Raw genomic sequence first — 14,329 nt, 5'->3', positions numbered from 1 at the left:
GGCATGGGTGCAGTGCTGGCGGCAGACGGTCGGGCGGGACACGGGACGGTCGCCGGACCGGGGTCCGTGTGGGGTCCGCTGCTGCCCGAAGGGCGGCTGCGGGCGGGCACGGTGACCGCTGTCGGCGGGGACAAGGGGCTGCTGCTGGCGTTGGCGGCGCAGGCGGTGGGACGGCGTCCCGGGGTCGGCTGGGCCGTGGTGGGGCTGCCGTCCTTGGGGGCGCTGGCCGCGCGGGACGCGGGGCTGGACGCCGGGGCGGGCCTGTGGGTGGACGCGCCGGGGGGCCGGTGGGCTCAGGTGGTGTCGTTGCTGGTGTCGACGGTGCCGGTGATCCTGCTCGGCGCGCCGGGGTCGGCGCCGGGGCGAGTGGTGCGACGGGTGGCAGGACAGGTACGGGCCCACGGCGCCGTGTTGCTCGTGGCCGGTCCGTGGGACGGCGCCGATCTGCGGCTGCGGGTGACCGAGGCGCGGTGGGACGGGCTCGGTGCGGGCCACGGTGTGCTGCGTCATCGCCGCGTGGTGGTGGAGGTGTCCGGGCGCGGCGCCGCGGGCGGTGCCCCGCGCCGGGCGGAGCTGTTGCTGCCCGGCCCGACCGGGATGGCGATGCCCGTGGCGGAGCCCGAACCGGTCGCTCCGCCCGCGGATCAGGTGCGGGCCGGGGCCGCGCCGGGCCGGGGCCGGGCGCTGCGCGTGGTGGGGTGAGCGGGCGTGCGAGTGCTGGTGTCGTGGGTCCCGGACTGGCCGCTGATCACCACGGGGCTGCCGGACGGCGAGCCGGTGGCGGTCGTGTCGGGGGACGGACGGGTGGTGGCGTGTTCGGCCGCGGCGCGGGCGGCCGGGGTACGCCGGGGGATGCGGGTGCGGCAGGCGCAGTCCCGCTGCCCCGGGCTGCGGGTCGCCGAACGGGATCAGGCGGCCGAGACGCGCGGGTTCGAGCCGGTGGTACGCCGGTTGGAGGCGGAGGTGATGCCGCGGCTGGAGGTGATCCGTCCGGGCATGGTGGCCGCCCCGGCCCGCGGTCCCGCGCGGTACTGGGGCGGCGAGGCGGAGCTGGCCGCGCGGGTCGCCGCGGCGCTCTCCCGGCTCGGCCACCCCGTGCAGAGCGGGGCCGCGGATACGACCTTCGCCGCGGCGCTGGCGGCCCGCGCCCGGTCCGGGGTCCTGGTTCCGGCCGGGGAGACGGCCGGTTTACTCGCCCCCTATCCGGTGGGCGTGCTCGGTCGGCCCCGGCTGGCCGAACTGCTGGTCAGGCTCGGGATCGGCACGCTGGGCGGTTTCGCGGCGCTGCCCTCGGACCAGGTGTCGGCCCGCTTCGGCGCCGACGGGGCGGCGGCGCACCGCACCGCGTCCGGGCGTGAGCCGCGGCTTCTGAACGCCTCGGGCGCGGAGCCCGACCACGCGGTGCGGTGGGGCTTCGACCCTGCCGAGGAACGCACCGAGCCGTTGGCGTTCGCGGGGAAGGCACTGGCCGAACGGTTGCAGGAGCGGCTGACGTCGGCGGGCGTCGTCGGAGCACGAGTGGAGGTGGAGGTGGGCCTGGCCGACGGCCGCAAGTTGCGGCGGGCGTGGCGGCACGAGGGACGACTGTCGTCGTTGGCGGTCGCGGAGCGGGTGCGCTGGCAGGTGCAGGCGTGGACCGATGCCGGGGATCTCACCCCGGCCGCCGACGGGGCCGGGGGCGCGGTCGGAGTGGTGGAGCTGGTGCTGCGGCCCCGGCAGCTCAGCGCGGCCACCGGCCGTCAGACGGTGCTGTTCGGCGGGGGCGCCACGCTGGACGATCTGGAGCGTGCGGCCGGTCAGGTGCAGGCGCTGCTCGGGCACCGGGCGGTCACGCGGGTGGAGTTGACCGGGGGCCGCGGCCCGGCCGACCGGGTCCGCAAGGTCCCGGTCGGCGACATCGCCACGCCCCCGGCCGGTGGCGGGCCGTGGCCCGGCAGGCTGCCCGCCCCGCACCCGGCCACGGTGTACCAGCCGCTGCTGCCCGCCCGGTTGCTGGACGGCGCCGGGCAGGTGGTGGGCGTCTCAGGACGGCTGGCGGTCTCCGCGCCTCCGGTCCGGCTGACCGTGGACGGGCTCCCCGGCGTGCTGGAAGTGACCGCGTGGAGTGCGCCGTGGCCCGCGCTGGAACAGTGGTGGGACCGGGACCGTGCGCGGCGGATCGCCCGGATGCAGATCACCACCGCCGCGGGCGGGGCATGGCTGTTGCAGATCTCCGCGGGCCGGTGGTGGGCCGAGGCCCACTATGGCTGACCGCCGCACCGGTCGTCTGCTGCGCCTGCCCGCCGCCGCTCCGCGCACGGCGCGCCCAGCGAATCCGGCGCACGCGGCGGACCCGGCGGACCCGGCACACGCGGCACACACCGAATACCGGGAAGAGCGGAGCCGGTTGCCGTGGGCGGAGCTGCATGTGCACAGCTCGCTGTCGTTCCTCCAAGGGGCCAGTGATCCGGGGGCGCTGGTCACGGAGGCCATGCGGCTCGGCATCGAGGTGCTGGCGCTCACCGACCGGGACGGGCTGTACGGGGCCCGGCGGGTTGCCGAGGCCGCCCGCGGTACCGGGCTGCGGACCGTGTTCGGCGCCGAACTCACCCTCACCGCTCACGGGCTCGGGCACCCCGTCGTCCTCGCCCGGAACCTCGACGGGTTCCACCGCCTGTCCGCGGCGATCACCGCGGCCCAGCTCGCCGGGTCCAAAGGCCGTCCGGTGTACGACCTCGACGTGCTCGCCCGCGCCGCCGCCGGCGGCGACTGGGCGGTCCTGACCGGCTGCCCGCCCGCCGACGCGGGCGAGGACGGTACGGAGATCGGACAGCTCGCCTTCCACCTCGACCGGCTCGGCGAGGTGTTCGGCAGCGGCAGCGTGCACGCGGAACTCATCGACTGGAATCTTCCCGTCGACAGCGTGCGCGCCGACGCCTTGGTGGTGGCCGCTCACCGCACCGGCACCCCCGTGGTCGCCACCAACGCCGTCCACTACGCCGCGCCCGCGCAGGCCCGGCTCGCCCAGGCCCTCACCGCACTGCGACGGATCGAGACCCTCGACCAGGCCACCGGGTATCTGATGGCCGCGCCGACCGCGCACCTGCGGACCGGGGCGGAGATGGAGGAGCGGCTGGCCCGCTACCCCGGAGCGTACGAATCGACCATCGCCCTGGGCCAGTCGTGCGTCCTGGACCTCGCCGAGCTGCGGCCCGAACTGCCGCGCTTCCCCGTACCGCCCGGTCACGACGACAGCTCCTGGCTGCGGCGACTGGCCGAGCGGGGCTGCGCGGCCCGCTACGGAGCCCGTGACGATCCGGCGGCGGCGACCGCGTGGCGGCAGCTCGACCACGAACTGGGGGTGATCGGCGATCTGGGCATGGCCGGGTACTTCCTGATCGTCCACGACATCGTGCGCTTCTCGCAGGAGCAGGGCATCTGGTGCCAGGGCCGGGGCAGCGCCGCCAGCAGCGTGGTCTGCTACGTCCTGGGCATCACGGCGGTGGACGCGCTCAAGCACGGGTTGCTCTTCGAACGGTTCCTGTCGATGGAGAAGTCGGGGCCGCCGGACATCGACATCGACTTCGAGAACCACCGCCGCGAAGAGGTCATCCAGTACGTCTACACCCGCTACGGCCGTGACCACGCCGCGCAGGTCGCCAACCTCATCAGCTACCAGCCGAAGCTGGCGGTCAGGGACGCGGCCCGAGTGCTCGGTTACCCGGCCGCCGCCGTCAACGCCATGACCCGGTCCCTGCACCACCGGCCCGGCCGCCCCCACACCCCCGACGGCGCGAGCAGCGACACAAACACGGCCACGAGCACGGGCACGGGCACGGGCACGACAGCCGATCCGGACATCCCCGCCGACGTCACCGACCTGGCCGCTCAGCTCAAAGGTCTGCCACGGCACCTGGGGGTGCACTCCGGCGGCATGGTGCTGACCGCGCAGCCGATCGGCGAGGTCATGCCGGTCGAATGGGCCACCATGCCCGGCCGGTCCGTCCTCCAGGGCGACAAGGACGACGTCGCCGCCGCCCATCTGGTCAAGATCGATCTGCTGGGTCTCGGCATGCTCGCGGCTCTGCACACCGCCTGTGACCTGATCGCCGGACACCACGGCGTACACCTCGACATGGCGACGATCCCGCAGGACGACCCGCGGGTGTACGCGATGATCGCCCGCGCCGACACCATAGGGGTCTACCAGGCCGAGAGCCGCGCCCAGATCAGCACCCTGCCGCAGCTGAAACCGGCCTGCTTCGAGGACCTCACCGTCGCCGCCTCGATCATCCGCCCCGGGCCGATCCAGGCCGGGAGCAAGCACCCGTATCTGCGGCGCAGGGCGGGCGAGGAACCCGTCACCTACCCCCACCCGCTGGCCGAAGCGGCGCTGAAGAAGTCCCTGGGGGTGGTGTTGTGGCAGGAGCAGGCGATCCGGCTCGCCACCGACTGCGCCGGGTTCACCCCCGGCGAGGCCGACCGGCTCCGCAAGGACCTCGCCGCCAAACACGCCACCGAGAAGGTCGCCCGGCTGCGCGACCGACTGCTGACCGGCATGGCGCGGCGCGGGATCGGCCCGGACGCCGCGGAGCGGATCATCACCATGATCTCGTCGCTGAGCAGTTACGGCTTCCCCGAGTCCCACGCGCAGTCCATGGCGGGCATCATCTACGCGTCCGCCTGGATCAAGCACTACTACCCCGCGGCCCTGATCGCCGGGATCATGGCCCACCTGCCGATGGGCTTCTACGACTCCCAGACCCTCATCCAGGACGCCCGCCACCACGGCATCGCCGTCCGGGGCGTCGACATCAACGCCTCCGGCGTGCACGCCACCCTCGAACCCGACTCCGCGCGCCCCGACGGACACCCGGCGATCCGCCGCGGGCTCACCAGCGTCCGCGGACTGTCGCAGGACGCCGCCACGGCCCTCCTCACGGCCCGCGCCGAGCGGCCGTTCCGGGACCTGGACGACGTCGCCCGACGCGGCGGCCTGGGCGCCCGGCTCCTCGAACAGCTCGCCACCGCCGGCGCCTTCGCGTCCCTGGGCACCGGCCGCCGCACCGCGATCTGGCGCTCCGGCGCCCGCACCGCGCACCAGCAGCCGGTCCTGCCCGGCTTCGACGCCCTGCCCGACGCCCCCGAACTCCCCGCCATGACCGCGGGCGAGACCACCCTGGCCGACCTCACCGCCACCGGCGCCACCGCGGGACCGCACCCCGTCCACCATCTGCGCCCCTACCTCGACCACCTCGGCGCACAGCCCACCAAGGCCATCCGCACCTGGCCCGCACAGCGCCGCATCCGCGTCGGCGGCATCGTCAAATACCTCCAACGCCCCCCGACCGCCAACGGCATGGCCTTCGCCGTCGTCGAGGACGAGACCGCCATGGCCAACCTCGTCATCACCCCACCGGTCTGGGCCCTCATCCGCCGCACCATCCTCGACGCCCCCGCCGTCCTGCTCGACGGCCACATCGAACGCGAACACGACGTCACCAACCTCGTCGTCCACACCGCCCGCCCCCTCGGCGAGGGCGAGCCGAAGGCGTAGGACCGCGACGGGTGTTGGGGGACGGTGGGTGTCGGGTGACGGTGGGTGTTGGGTGGCGGTGCGAGGGACGGGCGGGGGACGATGCCAGGTATGGGTCAGAAGGGAACGTCGGGGCGCGCGGCGGGTAGGACCGCGTTGGTGGCTGTGGTGCCGGAGGCGGAGAAGGTGGTGGGCGCGGCGCGGGAGCGGTACGACCCGGCCGCGGCGGAGGGGGTGCCCGCGCACCTCACGGTGCTGTATCCGTTCCTTCCGGCCGAGCGGATCGACACGGGGGTGCGGGCTGCGCTGGGTGAACTCTTCGCGGGCCACGCACCGTTCGAGGTGCGCTTCCCCCGCTTCGGGCGGTTCCCGGATCTGCTGTGGCTGGCGCCCGAGCCCGAAGGACCCGTGCGGGCGCTGACCGCGGCGGTGGCGACCCGGTGGCCGGAAGCCCCGCCGTACGGAGGCGCGTTCGATGATCCGGCCCCCCATCTGACTGTCGCGCAGGGGCAGTCGGACGAGGTGTACGCCGCGGTGGAGGCGGAGTGCGTCCCGGCGCTAGCGCTGCTGCGGACGCGGATCGCGGAGGTCCGGCTGGTGGTCTTCGACGGCGTCCGCTGGACGCAGGACGCCGTGTTCCCCCTGGGCGGAGCCCCCCTCGGCGGGGCTCGCTGAAACAGAGCCCGCTGAAACGGCGTCCGCCGGAACGCACTGCGCTGAACCGGCGTCCGCCAAACCCTCGGCCCTCACCGAACCCGCGTCCGCCGAACCCGCGCTCCCGCCACGCAGCAGCAGAAGCCACGCGGCCAGCAGCCCGAGGACCCCGACGGCGGCGAGTTGGAGCCGGAAGTCGACCAGGGCGACCAGCCCCGCGCCGAGGGCGGCGGCCAGCGCCGTGGGTCCGAAGATCACCGTGCTCGCGGTGGCCGCGACCCGGCCGACCAGTTCGGGAGCGGTGCGCTGCTGGACGGCGGTGAAGGCCGCGACGATGACCCAGGGCAGCCCGACCCCGATGGCGAGGGTCGCGACGAGCACGACGGGCAGTGAGGGGACGGCGCGCAGGGCGGCGCCGGTGGTGAAGAGCAGCAGGCCGACGGCGGCGAAGACCCGTTCCGGCAGGCAGCGCATGACCGCGCCCGCGACCACTCCGGCGACGATCGACCCGGCGCCCTGCACCACGTAGAGCACCGCCACGAAGGCGGGCGGACGGTGCAGCCCGGCCTCGGTCATCTCGTAGATCGCGGAGCTGCTGAGCCCGGACAGCACCATCGCGACCGCTCCGACGGTCACCAGCGGGCGCAGCAGGGGGTGGTCGCGCAGGCAGCGGATGCCCTCCGCGGTCTGCTCGCGCCAGCCCTCGGCCGGTGGGACCGGCGGGAGTTCACGGGTGCGCAGCATCGCGAAGGCCGCCGCCGCGAGGACGAAGGTGACGGCGTCGAGGACGGCGACGGCCCCGCCGCCGTAGCGCAGGAAGAGGCCCGCGCCGACGAGCGGGGCGAGCAGCTTCATGGCCTCGTTGACGGTCATCCGCAGGCCGTTGAAGTCGCCGCGCAGGTCGACGGGGACGGCGGCGGTGACGAGACCGGCCTCGGCGGCGTCCGACAGCACGGAGGCGGCGCCGACCACCGCGAGGACCACGAACAGCAGCCATGCCTCGCGGCCGGACCGTACCGCGAGAAGGACCGGGAGCAGGACGGCCAGGGCCGCGTTGGTCCAGATCAGCAGCGAGCGGCGGCGAACCCGGTCGGCGAGGGTGCCGAGCACGGGTCCGGCCAGGGCGGGCGCCCACACGCAGAAGGTCACGGCCGCCGCGAGGCTGCTGGAGCCGGTCAGCGTCTTCACCCAGATACCGGCGACGAGCAGCATCGCCGAGTCGCCGAAACCGGAGACCAGGACACCGCCCAGATACGTCGCCGCGTCACGGTCCCCCAGGACCTTGCGCACCGTCATGACTCCCAACATATTGCTTGGGAGTCAGCGACGGCAACCGCCTGCCCGCTTCCCGCGGCCGTGGACGGTCTAATGGGCACATGACGGCGACCGATCCCCTCCTCAGAGCCCTCGCCCACCCGGTGCGGCTGCGCATCGTGTCCCTGGTCTGGAACGCGCCGCTGTCCGCCGCGGAACTCGCCCGCGAACTGGGCGTCTCGCACGCCCTGGCCAGTCAGCATCTGCGCAGGCTGGACGCGGTCGGCCTGGTGGAACTCGCCGAGGTGCGCGCCAACCGCGGCGGCAGGGAGCGCCGTTACCGCGCGGTGCACGGCTCCCCGCTCTCCGATCAGCGGGACGAGGGGGCGCTGCTGATCGCCGAGGCACTGGCCCACAATCTGCGCGACCGGGCGGGCCGCCGCGCGCCGGGCGCCGCGGGGGTGACCTCGGACGCGGAGCTATGGGTGGCGCCCGAGGTCTGGGACACCTTCCGTGTCCGACTGGCCGCGCTCTTCGACGAGCTGCACGACGCGGCGCGAGCGCCGCATTCGCCGGGCACGGTCGGAATCGGCGCGACGGTGATGGCGTTTCCCCTCACTGAACCCGACGCCGGACCGGGACCCGCACAGCCCGACCACAAGCACGAGCCAGCCCGCGAGCGCGACCACGACGAGCACCAGCACCAGCACCAGCACCAGCATGACCACGCACCCGCACCCGTGCCCGAGGCCGCACCGGCCACCGGCCACCACCCCGAAGCCCCACGATCAGAACCGGAGCGATGATGAGCCGTCAGGAAACCTCCGCCCACCCGCTGTTCGACCTCCTCCAGCGGCAGCTCAACGGCGTCCTCGTCACGCTGAAGCGGGACGGCCGGCCGCAGTTGTCCAACGTGACCTTCCACTACGACGACTCGACCCGCACCATCCGCGTCTCGGCGACCGACGACCGCGCGAAGACCCGCAATCTGCGCCGCGACCCGCGGGCCAGCTTCTACGTCTCCACGCCCGACCTCGGCGCGTACCTGGTCGCCGAGGGCGACGCCGAACTCACCCCGGTGGCCGCCGATCCGCACGACGCGACCGTGGAGGAGCTGGTCGACCTGTACCGCGCGCTCCGGGGCGAGCACCCGGACTGGGACGAGTACCGCGCCGCGATGGTCGCCGACCACCGCCTGGTGATCAAGCTGCGTGCCGACCGCGCCTATGGCTGGGGCCGCGAAGAGGGCGCCACCAGCGGCCCGTTGGCCTGAGGCCCCCTGAGGCCCGGCGCCGCGACACCGATTGCCACGGACGGACGGCCGAACAGGTTGAATTCCGGCGGGAATTCCCGGCAGAGTTCCCTCATGGACGAAAATGAGTTCGATTTCTACCGGACGCAGAGCGTGGCCAGCGATCCGGGCGGCACGGACGTCTTCGCCGGGCTGCCCGCCGACCCGAGGGTCCTCGCCGAGACGGTGCGCAGTCTGCTCGTCCACCGGGAGGAGACGCACCTGTTCGGGTACGAGCTGCCGCGCGACCGCAAGGACGCCGAGGCGGAGACCCGTTACGCCGCGGACATCCTCGCGGTGGCGCGCGGCCTGTGCGACGCGCCGCTCGACCGCCCGCGCCGCCCGGAGGAGCGATTCGCCGGTACCTGCCGGGACTTCGCGCTGCTGCTGTGCTCCGCGCTGCGCGAGAAGGGCGTCCCCGCCAGGGTCCGCGGCGGCTACGCCACGTACTTCACACCGGGTTTCCACGACGACCACTGGATCACCGAATACTGGGACGCGGACCGCGCGAGCTGGCGGCTGGTCGACGCGCAGATGGCCGCGCCCGAGCTGATCAGCGCGCACGGCATCGACTTCGACCCGTTCGACGTGCCGCGCGACCGGTTCGTGGTGGCGGGCCGGGCGTGGCAGGACTGCCGGTCGGGCGCGGCGGACCCGCGGACGTACGGGGTCGAACTCCTCGGTCTGCAAGGGTGGTGGTTCGTGCAGCACAATCTGCTGCTCGACCTGGCGATGCTCAACAGCACCGAACTGCTGGTGTGGGACGGCTGGGGGCTGGCCGACCCGCCGATGGACCAGCCGTTCGACGCACTCGGCGCCGACGACGTGGCACTGCTCGACGCGGTCGCCGAACTCAGCGCCGCGGGCGGCCCCTTCACCGGAATCCGCCGTCTCCCGCGCGAGCACGAGGCGCTGCGGGTGCCGCCGGTGGTCAGCTCGCACACCACCTACCTGGGCGAACGGAGTGTGACGCTCCGTCAAGCGGTCGCTTCCGACTGAGCCTTGCTCACCCCGGCCCCGAGGACGCCTCCGTCCCGTCGGCCACCCCGCGGTCCGCCGCCCGCGTCAGCCGCCCCGCCACCACCCGCAGATACTCGGCGAGTTCGGGCGGCTCCCGCACTTCGAAGTCCACCCCGAGCATGCCGACGAACATCGCCAGCGCGTCCAACGACTCGAAGCCGGTGGTCAGTTCGCAGGTGTCGGCGTCGAGCGGGTCGACCGCTCCGAAACCCGCCCAGATCTGCCGGACGGTCGAGGCGGGCGCGTGCAGCACCACGCGCGCCTGGAAGCGGTACGCGTGCGAGGTGACGCCCTTGGCCACGTACTCCGCCGCGTCCTCGGGCAGTTCGCGGGGCGTGAAGCGCGGGCCGGTGGGCGGCTTGGGCTCCATCCGGTCGACGCGGAAGGTCCGCCAGTCCGCGCGGTCGACGTCGTAGGCGAGCAGGTACCAGCGCCATCCGTGGTGGACGAGCCGGTACGGTTCCACGGCCCGGCGGCTGGCCTTGCCCGCGTAGTCGCGGTAGTCGAAGCGCAGCAACTCCCGGTCCCGGCACGCGGCGCCGATCACGGTCAGCACCTCCTGGCCGACCGTCGGACCGGCGGCGCGCGGCCGTACGGTGACCGCCTGCATCGCCTGGACGCGGTGCCGCAGCCGGGACGGCAGCACCTGCTCCAGCTTGGTCAGCGCGCGTACCGACGTCTCCTGGATCCCCTCGACGCTGCTGCCCGCCCCGGTACGCAGGCAGAGCGCGACCGCCACCGCCTCCTCGTCGTCGAGCAGCAGCGGCGGCAGCGCGGCCCCCGCGCCCAGCCGGTAGCCGCCCGCGGTGCCGGGCGCCGCGTGCACGGGATAGCCGAGCGCCCGCAGCCGCTCGACGTCACGGCGGACCGTGCGCGCGGTGACGCCCAGCCGCTCGGCGAGGTCGGGCCCCGTCCAGTCGCGGCGTGACTGGAGCAGCGAGAGCAGGCGCAACAGCCGCGCCGAGGTTTCCAGCATGCCGTCCAGTCTGTACGAACCGGCGCCCCCACCGCGCGGGGTGCGGTGGGGGCGTCGGACGGTGGAGCTGTTGAGCGGGTGAAGTGCCTTTGCCCGCAGGGCTTCCGCCCGCTCGGCCGATTCACGCCGACTCGCGCGGGCCTCGCTTACTCGCGCGGGTTTCGGCGGACGGCTCAGTAGACGCTGACCCCGTACGCGCTCAGCGCCTCCGTGACGGGCTGGAAGTACGTGGTCCCGCCGGAGGAGCAGTTGCCGCTGCCGCCGGAGGTCAGGCCGATGGCCTTGGTGCCGTCGTAGAGGGAGCCGCCGCTGTCGCCGGGCTCGGCGCAGACGTTGGTCTTGATCAGACCGTAGACGATCTCGCCGTTGCCGTAGTTGACGGTGGCGTTGAGGGCCTGGACGGTGCCGCTGTGGATGCCGGTGGTCGAGCCGCGACGCGTGACGGACTCGCCGACGTAGGCGTTGGCGGCGCTGGTGATGTCCTGGCTGCCGACGGTGCCGTCATGGGCGACCGTCGAGTCGTAGCGGACGATGCCGTAGTCGTTGGTCGGGAAGCTGGTGCCCGTCGTCGGGCCGATGTAGGTGCCGGAGGTGGTGTAGTACGCGGGCTTGCCCTCGGTGCAGTGACCCGCGGTCAGGAAGTAGTACGTGCTGCCGCTGCGGACGTTGAAGCCCACCGAGCAGCGCCACTGGGTGGTCTGCACCGCGTCGCCGCCGGAGAGCAGCGTGTTGAAGGTGCCCTCGACCCGGTTGATGCGCACGGCGTCGCCGAAGCCGGCCGTGGACTTCTTGAGCTGGTCGAGCTGGGAGGCGGTGACCCGGCTGTCGATGCTGACTTCCAGGGTGTTGCTGCGCGGGTCGACGGACCAGGCGGTGCCCGCGACGTCGGCCGCCTTGGTCGCGTCGCCCGCCTTGGCGAGCTGCGCGGCGCTGTGGCTGACCAGGCGCGGGGTGGCGCCCGCGGCGCGGACGCTGTCGGCCGCGGCCTGGGTGGTGACGTTGACGACGGTGGTCTTGCTCGCCGCGTCGTAGTAGGTGCCCGCGGTGCTGTTCGCGCCGAGGTGGGTCGCGAGGGTGGCGGCCGCGTCGGGCGTGGCCTTGGGGGTGGGGGTGGCGCTCGCCGACGGGAGTGCGATGGCGGTGGCGGCGATCAGGCCGGAGGTGACGGCCAGAAGCTGTATGCGCCGGGTGGTCTTCACTCGTTTCCTCCTGTGGGGGTGGGAGGTTGCGGGGGGATTTGTCGGTGTACTGTCAGACTCGATCCGATATTCGAACGCCTCATACGCCTGACAAGCACTCACAGGAGTATTCAGATCCCACAGGCAACACACAAGGGGGCCTTTCGGCCGGGTAGTTCGGCCGAATGTCCGTACGGCGCCTGACACAGCGCTGCCCCGGCGGTCCAAAAACCGCCGGGGCAACCGGATGTGACGCCGTCTCAGTTGGTGAGAACTGCCCGCTCCCCCGCTTCCAGCGCGAAGGCCAGGGTGTTGCCCGGCGGCGGGAACGGGCAGATGAAGGCGTCCGCGAAAGCACACGGCGGCAGCGTCGTACGGTTCAGGTCCAGCGTCAGCGAACCGTCGGCGTCCGGCGCGGGCGCGTGCAGGAAACGGAACCGGAATGTGCTGGTTCCGCTGGTCGCGTCCGCGATGACGCCCCACAGCCTGCCGTCGTCCTCGACCGTCACGGCGAGCGTGTGCTCGGTCCCGTCCACCGTGAACGCCAACTCGCCGCCGAGGCCGAGACCGCGCTCACGGCCGTCCGCGTTCGGTACCCGGACGGTGCGGTCGGCCTCGAACGGGCGGAAGACCGCGGGCAGCACCCAGCGCTCGTCGGGGTCGAAGGCCGCGATCCCGGCGAAGGCCAGACGGGCGGGCGACCGCGGGTCCCAGACCCGTACGGCGAGCAGGCCCTCGCGGACGATCGCCAGCAGTTTCCTGCCGTCCGGCAGGAACACCGGCTCGCCCTCGGCCTCCAGCACGGTCGACACGCCGTCCGCCTCGTGCACCACCGCCCCGCCGTCCTGCCGCCACCGGCCCGGCAGTCCGGGGATCGTCCCGTCCCCGGCCACGTCGTCGAGCCAGTACGTACCGATCAGGGCCAGCGGACCGTACGGCGCCGCGACGGTCTCGGCCCGCCGCTCGTGCCACCGCTTCCAAGCAAGAACCGTTTCTGCGCTCATGCCGACCAAGCCTTCCATACGGGCCGCGCGAGCCGGGTGCGCTCGCACGGCGGTGACCTGCGGGGAGTGTGCCGTGAGGGGGTACGGGGAGTGTCGCGGGAGAGGGCGCGCGGAGTCATGGGACAGGACGTGCGAAGCCTCGGAAGGAGGCGCGCGGAGCCTCGGGAGGCGGCGCGCGGCGACGCACCGCCGTCCGGCCGGTGAGACGGGCGGTTCACCGGAGGTCCGGTAACGGGCGGTGCAGGCCCAGGTGTTCGCGCAGTGTCGCGCCCGGGTGGAAGGAGCGGAACAGACCCCGGTGCTGGAGCAGCGCGGTGGTCCCGTTCACGAAGCGCTCCAGATCGCGTCGGGGCTCCACCGGCCGGACGCGGAAGCCGTCGACCGCGCCCGCCTGCTGCCACGCGGCGATCAGCTCGGCCAGGTCGACGGGGCCGCCGCAGAACAGCACGCCGCCCGCGCCGTCCGGCACCAGGGTGATCTCGGCGCCCGGCTCCGGGCCGATCTCGCCGCCGCCGAGGTCGACGGAGAGTTCGGCGAGCACCAGCAGCCGGTCAGGGTCCCGCCCCGCTCCGACCGCCAGCCGCCGCAGTTCGTCCCGTACCAGCCCGGCGGTCTCGGGACCCGCGGCGCGGACGAAGGCGAGGTCGGCGTACCGGGCCGCGACCGCGCGGGCGGCGGGTTCGGTCGCGTCCACCGCCGTGACCGGCCGCCCCTGCCGCACCCGCGGGCCGGGCGCGCCGCCGTCCCACTCCCGCGCGACCGCCTCGGCGACGGCCGCCGTCTCCCGCCACATCGCCTCGGCTCTCGCTTTCGGCGTGAGCGCGGATCTCGGACCGGATCTCAGGTCGGCCGTCCCCCCGGCCCTCGACTCGGACCTCCGACCGGACGCCGGACCGGACCTCCGACCGGACGCCGGACCGGACGCCGACTCAGGCACCGGCTCTGGCACCGCCCGGGGCGTCCAGCCGGCCCGGCCCCGGCTGGCCGAATCCAGGGCGCCGACCGCCGCCGCGACACCACGCGGCCCGGCGCGGGTCACGGGCACCGCGGGGACGAGCCCGATCCGGCCGGTCTCGGCGGCCACCGCGGTGAGTACGGCGAGCGGATCGGCGTCGGCCGCGCCGTCCAGGGTGACGAAGTCCAGCGCGCCGCCCTCCGCGAGCCGGGCCAACTCCCCGTACGAGGCCACCTCGTAGCGGTCGGGGACGTCGATCGCGGCGGCGAGATGCAGCGAGCGCGTACGGCGCCGGACGGCGGGTGCGGGCGGCGCGGCGGCAGCGGCGGCGGTCACGGAGGCACCCCGCGACGCGGAGGCGGGGGAAGAAGAGGAAGAAGGCGAGGGAGAAGAAGGGGAGAAGGCAGCAGGCATGCGAAGGCTCCGTGGACACGCGGAAGGGGCACGGGAGTCGTCTTCACACAGGCCGCCGCGTCCCTCAA

Annotated in this window: 12 protein-coding genes; 7 read left to right on the top strand and 5 right to left on the bottom strand. The window is 73.9% G+C overall.

The window, feature by feature from the left end:
* Positions 1-3 precede the first annotated feature (3 nt).
* The 4 genes from ACIQCJ_RS28590 to ACIQCJ_RS28575 all read left to right on the top strand — a co-directional run bounded on the left by ACIQCJ_RS28590 (position 4) and on the right by ACIQCJ_RS28575 (position 6,190).
* A complete protein-coding gene (locus tag ACIQCJ_RS28590) occupies positions 4-702 on the top strand; it encodes a hypothetical protein (RefSeq protein ID WP_402712968.1) in 699 nt (232 codons plus the stop codon).
* 6 nt (positions 703-708) lie between these two features.
* Positions 709-2,250, top strand: coding sequence for a DNA polymerase Y family protein (locus ACIQCJ_RS28585; RefSeq protein ID WP_402712967.1), 1,542 nt, complete (start codon positions 709-711; stop codon positions 2,248-2,250).
* On the top strand, positions 2,243-5,536 hold the full coding sequence (locus ACIQCJ_RS28580) for an error-prone DNA polymerase (RefSeq protein ID WP_402712966.1): 3,294 nt from the start codon (positions 2,243-2,245) through the stop codon (positions 5,534-5,536). Before ACIQCJ_RS28585 ends, ACIQCJ_RS28580 begins: the two co-directional genes overlap by 8 nt.
* 90 nt (positions 5,537-5,626) lie before the next feature.
* Positions 5,627-6,190, top strand: a complete 564-nt coding sequence (locus tag ACIQCJ_RS28575; protein ID WP_402712965.1) for a 2'-5' RNA ligase family protein — start codon at positions 5,627-5,629, stop codon at positions 6,188-6,190.
* On the opposite strand, the gene ACIQCJ_RS28570 is transcribed toward ACIQCJ_RS28575, so the two are convergent.
* The gene (locus tag ACIQCJ_RS28570) at positions 6,074-7,465 is read right to left on the bottom strand and encodes an MFS transporter (protein ID WP_402712964.1); all 1,392 of its coding nucleotides are present in this window, start codon (positions 7,463-7,465) and stop codon (positions 6,074-6,076) included. The genes ACIQCJ_RS28575 and ACIQCJ_RS28570 overlap by 117 nt on opposite strands.
* Positions 7,466-7,545: 80 nt before the next feature.
* On the opposite strand from ACIQCJ_RS28570, the gene ACIQCJ_RS28565 reads away from it, so the two are divergent.
* The 3 genes from ACIQCJ_RS28565 (at position 7,546) to ACIQCJ_RS28555 (ending at position 9,713) form a co-directional block, all read left to right on the top strand.
* Entirely contained in the window at positions 7,546-8,229 is a 684-nt protein-coding gene (locus ACIQCJ_RS28565; RefSeq protein WP_402712963.1) for an ArsR/SmtB family transcription factor, read from the top strand.
* Entirely contained in the window at positions 8,229-8,696 is a 468-nt protein-coding gene (locus ACIQCJ_RS28560) for a TIGR03618 family F420-dependent PPOX class oxidoreductase (RefSeq protein WP_391048563.1), read from the top strand. The genes ACIQCJ_RS28565 and ACIQCJ_RS28560 overlap by 1 nt, the downstream gene beginning before the upstream one ends.
* 93 nt (positions 8,697-8,789) lie before the next feature.
* A complete protein-coding gene (locus tag ACIQCJ_RS28555) occupies positions 8,790-9,713 on the top strand; it encodes a transglutaminase family protein (RefSeq protein WP_402712962.1) in 924 nt (307 codons plus the stop codon).
* Positions 9,714-9,720: 7 nt separating this feature from the next.
* Here ACIQCJ_RS28555 and ACIQCJ_RS28550 read toward each other — a convergent pair whose 3' ends face one another.
* The 4 genes from ACIQCJ_RS28550 to ACIQCJ_RS28535 all read right to left on the bottom strand — a co-directional run bounded on the left by ACIQCJ_RS28550 (position 9,721) and on the right by ACIQCJ_RS28535 (position 14,183).
* Positions 9,721-10,710: a helix-turn-helix transcriptional regulator gene (locus ACIQCJ_RS28550; RefSeq protein ID WP_402712961.1), complete on the bottom strand. Its 990-nt coding sequence runs from the start codon at positions 10,708-10,710 to the stop codon at positions 9,721-9,723.
* Positions 10,711-10,883: 173 nt separating this feature from the next.
* Entirely contained in the window at positions 10,884-11,909 is a 1,026-nt protein-coding gene (locus ACIQCJ_RS28545) for an alpha-lytic protease prodomain-containing protein (protein WP_391161321.1), read from the bottom strand.
* Positions 11,910-12,148: 239 nt separating this feature from the next.
* Positions 12,149-12,892, bottom strand: a complete 744-nt coding sequence (locus tag ACIQCJ_RS28540; RefSeq protein WP_391048572.1) for a DUF1684 domain-containing protein — start codon at positions 12,890-12,892, stop codon at positions 12,149-12,151.
* Between the two features lie 214 nt (positions 12,893-13,106).
* Positions 13,107-14,183, bottom strand: coding sequence for an FMNH2-dependent monooxygenase (locus ACIQCJ_RS28535; protein ID WP_401725218.1), 1,077 nt, complete (start codon positions 14,181-14,183; stop codon positions 13,107-13,109).
* Positions 14,184-14,329: the final 146 nt, after the last annotated feature.

The organism is Streptomyces sp. NPDC093221 (genome assembly GCF_044753885.1).
Taxonomy (GTDB): Bacteria; Actinomycetota; Actinomycetes; order Streptomycetales; family Streptomycetaceae; genus Actinacidiphila.
Note: the sequence above shows the minus strand (reverse complement) of the source record. Positions and strands in the feature narration are given on the sequence as shown.

What these genes read in the sequence shown, in the direction of transcription:
- ACIQCJ_RS28565 (WP_402712963.1), top strand. Translation starts at nt 7,546, where the DNA reads ATGACGGCGACCGATCCCCTCCTCAGAGCCCTCGCCCACCCGGTGCGG.
- ACIQCJ_RS28550 (WP_402712961.1), bottom strand. Translation starts at nt 10,710, where the DNA reads ATGCTGGAAACCTCGGCGCGGCTGTTGCGCCTGCTCTCGCTGCTCCAG.
- ACIQCJ_RS28575 (WP_402712965.1), top strand. Translation starts at nt 5,627, where the DNA reads ATGGGTCAGAAGGGAACGTCGGGGCGCGCGGCGGGTAGGACCGCGTTG.
- ACIQCJ_RS28560 (WP_391048563.1), top strand. Translation starts at nt 8,229, where the DNA reads ATGAGCCGTCAGGAAACCTCCGCCCACCCGCTGTTCGACCTCCTCCAG.
- ACIQCJ_RS28540 (WP_391048572.1), bottom strand. Translation starts at nt 12,892, where the DNA reads ATGAGCGCAGAAACGGTTCTTGCTTGGAAGCGGTGGCACGAGCGGCGG.
- ACIQCJ_RS28555 (WP_402712962.1), top strand. Translation starts at nt 8,790, where the DNA reads ATGGACGAAAATGAGTTCGATTTCTACCGGACGCAGAGCGTGGCCAGC.
- ACIQCJ_RS28570 (WP_402712964.1), bottom strand. Translation starts at nt 7,465, where the DNA reads ATGACGGTGCGCAAGGTCCTGGGGGACCGTGACGCGGCGACGTATCTG.
- ACIQCJ_RS28580 (WP_402712966.1), top strand. Translation starts at nt 2,243, where the DNA reads ATGGCTGACCGCCGCACCGGTCGTCTGCTGCGCCTGCCCGCCGCCGCT.
- ACIQCJ_RS28590 (WP_402712968.1), top strand. Translation starts at nt 4, where the DNA reads ATGGGTGCAGTGCTGGCGGCAGACGGTCGGGCGGGACACGGGACGGTC.